Below are 7,666 nucleotides of genomic sequence, written 5' to 3' on the forward strand. Positions count from 1 at the left end.
TCCGCGACAGTATTTCGGCCCCTAGGGATGCTCCACCGCAGGTAGGCCGATTTGGCCGTTTCTCCCTGGGAAAAGTGGCATTTCGACCCTGTACGCGCTGTACATCGAAGCCCGAGCAAGCCCGGTCGGCATGTACAGCGCCGCAGCGAGTGACCGGCACCGCGCGGAGCAACGTTTCGGCGGGAGAAACCTCGCCATGAACACCACGCACCCTCCGAGCGCTACCGCCGAGCTGGCGGCCATCGTGGCCTGCGACTTGAAGCCAGACCTGCAGATGGCCTTGATCCGGTGCGGCCCGGTCGACGGCCGAACACCTGAGCAAGCGATCGCATACGCGGCAAGCGTGCGCGATGTCTGCGCCTCCGCCGTGCCGGGCGATGACTCCCTGGCAGCCGCCTACGTAGCAGCGAACACCTCGCTCGCCGAGGTCGAACGGCAACTGCAGAGCGTCACCGTGCTGTCGATGGCCTTCGGGCTGGCGCGCGACTACGACGAACAAATCACCGTGCAGGAGGGCGAGCTGGTGAACGCCTGCCCCCCCGCCTATCGAGACCCATCCCACCGATGAAGGAGTTTCTTGTGCCCGACCAATCCACAAAGACGCAGGCGGGGAGCCGTGAAGCCAGCGATGACATCGCCGTCCTCATGCCGCCCAGCCGCGTGATCACCTTTCGTGGCGAGCAGCTGGAAGTGACGCCACTGACGCTTGCCCAGATCGGCCCATTTATCAAAGCAACCAGGCCGATCATCGGCCGGGTGATTGTCGCCGCCAGCCTCGTCAGTGCAGGCGCCACCATTGAAGTGGCGGCACTGATGATGGATGTGCTCGAGCAGGACGCCGCTGCCTTCGCAAAGGGCGGTGCCATCGTGACCGGCAAGCCGGAAGCATGGGTTGGCGGTGCCTCACTGGCAGATGCCGCTGCGCTGGTCGAGGCGGCGGTGGAGCTCAACGAAGATTTTTTCGGCCAGCGCCTGCCGAGCCTCATGCGAGCCGCCGGCAAGGCGATCGAGGCGGTGGGAATGACGCAGGCGCAACCGGTTGGGCCGACCTCATCCACTTCCTCGTTGCCCGAGGCCACCAGCGCCGAGACGTCATGACCTACATCTGGGCGCAAGCAAAGGCATTTGCGGCGGCTGCTGTGCGCGATGACCGTGAGCAGCTGCTGCTGCGCGAAGCATCCACGGCGCAGGCCGCGCGGATGGCGATGGGCGCCGAGCCTGCCGCCTTTACGAAGTACCTCAACGATCTGGAACGGTAAATGGCCGACCAATCAGCAAACCTGCGTGTTCGCATCAGTGCGGACGTGAACGACATCAAGCAGGGCCTCGCGTTGCTGCGCGGCCAGCTTGCGGCTGTGCAGAAACAGGCCAGTCAGCCGCTGCCGGCGAACAACGTCATCACCCAGTTGGGGAGGACCTCCGGGCAGACAAGCCAGGCCCTTGCGCAGCTGCCTATGCAGTTCACCGACATCTTCACCAGCCTGCAAGGTGGAATGCCGTGGTTCACGGTGCTGGTGCAGCAAGGTGGGCAGATCAAGGACAGCTTTGGCGGCGTCGGGCCTGCGCTTTCGGGTGTCTCCTCCGCGCTGCTGGGAATGGTCAATCCGCTGACGATCACGGCCGCGGCAGTGGCAGCGGTAGCTCTGGCCTGGAAGCAGGGCGAGGATAGGTCCTTCGCTTTTAGCAAGGCGCTGCTCGCCACTGGTAATTTCGCAGCTGCGTCTACCGGGCAGCTTGAGGGCTTGGTCTCGAAGCTGGATCAGCTGGACGGCGTCTCCCTGGGCAGTGCTCGCGAGGCGGTGCTCAAGGTCGCCGAGTCCGGGAAATTCACCGGAGAGCAGTTCGACCGGGTCGCGGCCAGCGCTGCGCTGATGCAGGCCGCAACCGGACAGGCGATCGACGAAACGATCGCCAAGTTCGAGGACATCCGCAAGGATCCGGTCGAGGCGCTGCTTAAGCTCAACGAAACCGAGCACTTTCTCACCCAGACGCAGCTGGACCGCATCAACACCCTGGTCGAAGAAGGCAACAAGCAGCAGGCTGTTGCCGAGGCGGTCCAGCTCTACGACTCGCATTTGGAGAGCGTGGCGCGGCGCGCTCAGACGGACATGCCGGCGACGTCCAAGGCGTGGACCAGCGTCAAGGACGAGGCTTCTGGCGCCTGGGGCGAGGTCGAGAAGTACGCCGATCTCCTGGACCGCGTGATCTCCAAGCAGGACGCGCTCGGCAACAGTGTCGTCTGGAAAAGGCTGAGCGCCGCATTGGCCAACTCAGGTGGCGTCGTCGGCGGCCTTGCTCGTTACTCGGGGCTGTTGGACGAGATCGCCCAAAAGCAGGATCAGGCCGATAAGAGCACCGCTGGCCAGACGATCGGCGGCGGCATGCTCAATTCGATGGGTGCGCTTGGCAGCCTCATCAAGGCATCCAGGGGCGCGCTGGAGAGCGCGGCCGGGCCGGACTTTTCCAACGTGGTCGCAACGGTCGATCGAGCACCCACCGTCGACTCTGAGCAAGCGCGGGCACGCCTGAAGTTCCAAGAGGAGACAAACCGGCAGCTGGGCAAGACGCTCGACCTGGAGGGCCGCATCAAGCAGATGCGGGAGGACGCGGCGAAAGAGGGGGTGACGGACGCCAAGCTGCTTGCCGAGCGCGAGCAGGCGTTGCGCAAAGCGGATGCCGCGAAGGGTGCGCGGGGTGCCACAAGTCTCGCAACCGCCAGCCGCTCGGCAGGCCTGCAAAGCATCAAGGATGCGTTCACCGCCGAGCAGGCACAGATCACCACCAGCACCAAAGTGCTGCAGGCGCAGTACCAGGCGCGCGAGGTGTCGGCCGAAACCTACTACCAGCGCATGCGTGAGCTGGCAGAGCGCGGCACGGCCGCCGAGGCGCAGTCGCTGCAGAAGCAGATCGACTACCTCAACAGCCGCAACGTCAGCGGCAAGCAGTCGATCGACGTCAACAAGCAGGTTGGCGAGTTGGAGGCGCAGCTGGCCAAGGTGCGCGCCGAGGGCGCTGCGGCGCTTCAGGTGCTATCCACCGACGAACGCAAGCTTTATGCACAGCGGGAAGAGGACCTGACCTCGTACAAGGAATCCCTCAACGCCAGCACCGCAGCATTGCAGGAGGAGATGGACGCAATGGTCGCGCGAGTCGGCTCAGGCGACCGCGAGTTTGAAATTCAGCAGCGAATCACCGACGTCTACAAGGAGCAGGCGAAGCAACTTCTGCGGCTAGCCCTGCTAAAGCGGCTCGGACAAAAAGACGAAACGACCGCCGCCGCGGAGGAACAGGCTCTACGCGAAGAGACCGACCGCCAGGTGCAGGTGATTCGCGACGGCTACATCCGCAAGGCGAAGGATCAGGCTGATTGGAGTAAGGGCGCTTCCGCAGCGATGGCGAATTACGCTGACGAGGGAGCCAACGCTGCGGGCATGGTGGAGAACGCCTTCGGCTCGGCGCTGGGCGGTTTGGAGGATGCCTTCGTCCAGCTCGCGACCACCGGAAAACTGAGCTTTAGCGAGATGGTCGATTCAATCATGGCTGACATGGCCCGCATGGCTGCCAAGCGAGCCATCACCGGGTTGCTCGGCGCATTGTTCCGGCAGCCCGGCGCCGCAGCGGTAGAGCGTGAATCCATCCCACTGCAGGGCTGGGATACCGGCGGTTACACCGGACCGGGTGGCAAGTTCGCGCCGGCAGGCATCGTGCACAAGGGCGAAGGCGTACTGAGCCAGCGCGACATCGCCTCGATCGGTGGGCCGGGCGCGTTCCTATCGCTGCTCAGCACGATCCGCAGCGGCCGCGGTTATGCCGCCGGCGGGCTTGTTGGCAGCACGGCAATGCCACCGCCGCCGCGCGGCGGCGACAAGATGAGCGTCGAAATTAATAACTACTCCGGCCAGCCGGTGAAGCAGCGCGAGGAACGTAGCCGCATGCCGGATGGCAGCCAGCTGCGCAAGCTGATCATCGACGTCGCGACGGACGATGTCGCCCATGGCGGCCAGCTTTCACATGCAGTGAAGCACCGCTTTAACCTAAGGAGCTGACGCTGATGAACAGCGTCCCAGCCTGCGCACGCGTGTGGGAGTTGCCGCGCCAATGATCCCGCCCATCACCGCCGGCAACGCGCCGGCCATCACCAGCAGCGATATTGCCGAACTGGTCGAGAGGCGGCACGACAACGTCAAGCGGACCATCGAGACGTTGGTGCAGCAAGGCGTCATCGTCCGTCCTCAAATGGGGGAGAAGTCCGGCTTCGACGCAATGGGCCGGGCGCGGCCAGTGCGCGTGTTTCACTTCGCCGGCGAGCAAGGCATGCGCGACAGCCTGGTGGTGGTGGCCCAGCTATCGCCGGAGTTCACCGGGCGCCTTGTCGATCGCTGGCAGCAGCTGGAGCGCCAGGTGGCCGCGCCGGTCGAGCAGTTGACCGACCTCTCTGACCCGACCGCACTGCGCGCCTTGCTGGCCACCTACGCGGCCCGTGCGGACGAAGGTGCATCTGATTTCGGCCTCGCGCAACCAGCGTCTAGCAAGCCCTACTCTCAGAACCGACGCGCATCCGGGTAGTTCTCCAGAACTAATGGAAGGATTGCCGTTACAGCGCGTGAGCAAGACTCGGCAACCCTATCAGCAGTGTTTGCTGTCGAGATCGCAGCTCGTTGCAGGAGTTCCAACGGCGCGATCTGCAAAGAATCAGCACCATACGCCAGCTGTAGAGATACCCACTCACTCACCGCGGTGAGTAACGCTGCTCTGGCATCGCGTTCGAAGACTTCCAGCGACTCAGCCAAGCGAGTGAGCACGGTCAGCGCCTCCTGAGGTCTCCATCGCACCATCATCTCTACAAGATCCAACCTTGACGATTGATAGGCCTCTTTGCGCAGGTGATCTGCATACAACTTCATTTGGCCGTGCAAGACGGAGAGCTCGTGATGAAACACAAGGGCCAGACAAGCCGCCTGATCCTCCCGAGCCGCCTTTAACCGAGCACGCTCCTCAGCAGCGGCCTGATCAGCCGCATCACGGGAGTCCTGAGCAATGCGTCTGGCTTCCTTGCTTGTCCGCAAAGCAACAATCACGGCGGCAGTGGCGGCTGCACCGCTCACCCATGTCGCCACATCCCCCCAATCTGCTGACATCGGACACAGCATGCGCACTCCCCCCAGGGTTGACGACATCAATTTGCAGGACGGTTGCAGGACAACAAAAAAGCCGGCTCAGGGCCGGCTTTCTTCATCTCCACTTTCTGCCCGAATTTCAGGGGCTTGAGTGGTGGGCGGTACAGGGTTCGAACCTGTGACCCCTACCATGTCAAGGTAGTGCTCTACCGCTGAGCTAACCGCCCGTTTCCTGCGTCAGCATTGCGCTGTGCAGGGCGCGCATTCTAGCGCAGGGTTTGGATCACCACAAGCCCTCCCTGCATCCGAACGCCGGTGCTGTCGCCCTGCCCTACGCCAAACTGGCAGCTTTCAGTTTCTGGATCTGGTCGCGGATCTGCGCGGCCGCCTCAAACTCCAGATCCTTGGCGTGCTGGTACATCTTCTGCTCCAGGCTCTTGAGCTTGCCGGCAATCTGAGCGGGCCCCATGGCGCGGTAATCGGGCATCTCCTCGGCTACCTGACGCGACTTCGAGCGTCCCTTGCCTGCCTTCTTCTCGGCGGCATCCTCGCGTGCACCTTCCATGATGTCGGAGATCGGACGCGCCACCGACTTGGGCGTGATGCCATGTTCCAGGTTGTACTCGACCTGCTTCTCGCGGCGGCGGTCGGTCTCGTCGATCGCGGCCTGCATCGAACGCGTCATCTTGTCGGCATACAGAATGGCCTTGCCGCGCAGGTTGCGCGCGGCACGGCCAATGGTCTGAATCAACGACCCGGTCGAACGCAGGAAACCTTCCTTGTCTGCATCCAGGATCGCCACCAGCGAGACCTCCGGCATATCCAGACCTTCGCGCAACAGGTTGATGCCGACCAGCACGTCGAACTTGCCCAGGCGCAGGTCGCGGATGATCTCCACGCGCTCCACCGTGTCGATATCCGAATGCAGATAGCGCACGCGAATGCCGTGCTCGCCGAGGTACTCGGTGAGGTTCTCGGACATGCACTTGGTCAGCGTCGTCACCAACACGCGGTCGCCGAGCTTGATGCGCTCGTGGATTTCGGACATCAGGTCGTCCACCTGCGTTCCGACCGGGCGAATTTCGACTACCGGATCGATCAAGCCGGTCGGGCGCACCACCAGCTCGGTGATCTCGCCCGCGGACTCGCGTAGCTCGTAGGGACCTGGTGTGGCCGAGACATAGATGCTGCGCGGCGAACGAGCCTCCCACTCTTCGAAGCGCAGCGGCCGGTTGTCCAGCGCCGACGGCAGCCGGAAACCGAACTCCACCAGCGTTTCCTTGCGCGAGCGATCGCCCTTGTACATCGCGCCGATTTGCGGAATGGTCACATGCGACTCGTCGATGACCAACAACGCGTCCGGCGGCAGGTAGTCGAACAGCGTCGGCGGCGGCTCGCCGGGCGCTTTGCCGGTGAGATGCCGCGAATAGTTTTCGATGCCGTTGCAGAAGCCCACTTCGGCCATCATCTCCAGATCGAACTGGGTGCGCTGCGCCAGACGCTGCGCCTCGACCAATTTGTTCTGCGAATACAGCTGCTCCAGCCGCTCTTTCAGTTCTTCCTTGATCGTATCCACCGCGCTGAGCGTGCGCTCGCGCGTGGTGGCGTAATGCGTCTTGGGATACACGGTGTACCGCTGCAGCTTGCGCAGGGTTTCGCCGGTCAACGGGTCGAACAAGGTCATTTGCTCGACGTCGCCATCGAACAACTCGATCCGCAACGCCTCGGTATCCGACTCGGCCGGAAACACGTCCACCACCTCGCCGCGCACCCGGAATGCGCCGCGTGTGAGCTCGAACTCATTGCGGGTGTACTGCAGATCGGTCAGATGGCGGATCAACTGGCGTTGATCGATGTGCTCGCCCACCGACAGGATCAGGCGCAGCGACAGATAGTCCTCCGGCGCACCGAGACCATAGATCGCCGACACCGTGGCCACCACCAGCGAATCACGACGCGATAGCAAGGTCTTGGTCGCCGACAGACGCATCTGTTCGATGTGCTCGTTGATCGAACTGTCCTTCTCGATGAAGGTGTCTGACGACGGCACATAGGCCTCGGGCTGGTAGTAGTCATAGTAGCTGACGAAGTACTCCACCGCGTTGTGCGGAAAGAACGACTTGAACTCGCCATACAGCTGCGCCGCCAGCGTCTTGTTCGGCGCCATCACCAGGGTCGGCTTCTGCACCTGCTGGATCACGTTGGCAATGGTGTAGGTCTTGCCGGAGCCGGTCACGCCCAGCAAGGTCTGCTTGGCCAGACCGGCCTCGAAGCTGGCCACCAACTTGTCGATGGCTGCCGGCTGGTCGCCGGCTGGGGAGTACGGGGATACGAGCTGAAAACGGTCGGTCATGGAGCGGGTCTCGGGGGAGGACTGCACGAAGGCGGAGGCCACTTTCGGTAAAAGTCTGACACCCCATCACGTGGAGCCGACCTTACCTGAGCCGTAGACGCCGTAGAGACTGCTTGCTCCGGTAATCCCCCCACTTCTAGCGGTCGCCAGAAGTGGAGCTAAGTGGCCATCGCCAACTTCATGGCAGGCGTGATGC

The 7,666-nt window shown here is 63.1% G+C and carries 7 protein-coding genes and 1 tRNA gene; 5 read left to right on the forward strand and 3 right to left on the reverse strand.

The genetic code is table 11. From position 1 onward, the window contains the following. Nucleotides 1-196: 196 nt before the first annotated feature. From LL972_RS19470 to LL972_RS19490, 5 genes are read left to right on the forward strand one after another with little or no spacing between them, the layout of a single operon-like run. Nucleotides 197-568 (forward strand): hypothetical protein, encoded by a 372-nt coding sequence (locus LL972_RS19470; protein WP_228328984.1) that lies wholly within the window; start codon nt 197-199, stop codon nt 566-568. Next, entirely contained in the window at nt 565-1,098 is a 534-nt protein-coding gene (locus LL972_RS19475; RefSeq protein ID WP_228328985.1) for a hypothetical protein, read from the forward strand. Before LL972_RS19470 ends, LL972_RS19475 begins: the two co-directional genes overlap by 4 nt. After that, nucleotides 1,095-1,259 carry a hypothetical protein gene (locus LL972_RS19480; RefSeq protein WP_228328986.1) on the forward strand — a complete coding sequence of 55 codons (165 nt, stop codon included), beginning with the start codon at nt 1,095-1,097 and terminating at the stop codon, nt 1,257-1,259. Before LL972_RS19475 ends, LL972_RS19480 begins: the two co-directional genes overlap by 4 nt. Continuing rightward, nucleotides 1,260-4,046 carry a phage tail length tape measure family protein gene (locus tag LL972_RS19485; protein WP_228328987.1) on the forward strand — a complete coding sequence of 929 codons (2,787 nt, stop codon included), beginning with the start codon at nt 1,260-1,262 and terminating at the stop codon, nt 4,044-4,046. 52 nt (nt 4,047-4,098) lie between these two features. Continuing rightward, nucleotides 4,099-4,566 (forward strand): Rha family transcriptional regulator, encoded by a 468-nt coding sequence (locus LL972_RS19490; RefSeq protein WP_228328988.1) that lies wholly within the window; start codon nt 4,099-4,101, stop codon nt 4,564-4,566. Here LL972_RS19490 and LL972_RS19495 read toward each other — a convergent pair. The 3 genes from LL972_RS19495 to uvrB all read right to left on the reverse strand — a co-directional run bounded on the left by LL972_RS19495 (nt 4,542) and on the right by uvrB (nt 7,470). Next, nucleotides 4,542-5,138: a hypothetical protein gene (locus tag LL972_RS19495; protein WP_228328989.1), complete on the reverse strand. Its 597-nt coding sequence runs from the start codon at nt 5,136-5,138 to the stop codon at nt 4,542-4,544. The two genes, LL972_RS19490 and LL972_RS19495, sit on opposite strands and share 25 nt — an antisense overlap. 131 nt (nt 5,139-5,269) lie before the next feature. After that, a tRNA-Val gene (locus tag LL972_RS19500) sits at nt 5,270-5,344 on the reverse strand. Between the two features lie 104 nt (nt 5,345-5,448). After that, a complete protein-coding gene (gene uvrB, locus LL972_RS19505; protein ID WP_228328990.1) occupies nt 5,449-7,470 on the reverse strand; it encodes an excinuclease ABC subunit UvrB in 2,022 nt (673 codons plus the stop codon). Nucleotides 7,471-7,666 lie beyond the last annotated feature (196 nt).

Origin of the sequence: Xanthomonas campestris pv. asclepiadis (assembly GCF_020784175.1) — a bacterium.
GTDB classification, from domain to species: Bacteria; Pseudomonadota; Gammaproteobacteria; order Xanthomonadales; family Xanthomonadaceae; genus Xanthomonas; species Xanthomonas campestris_D.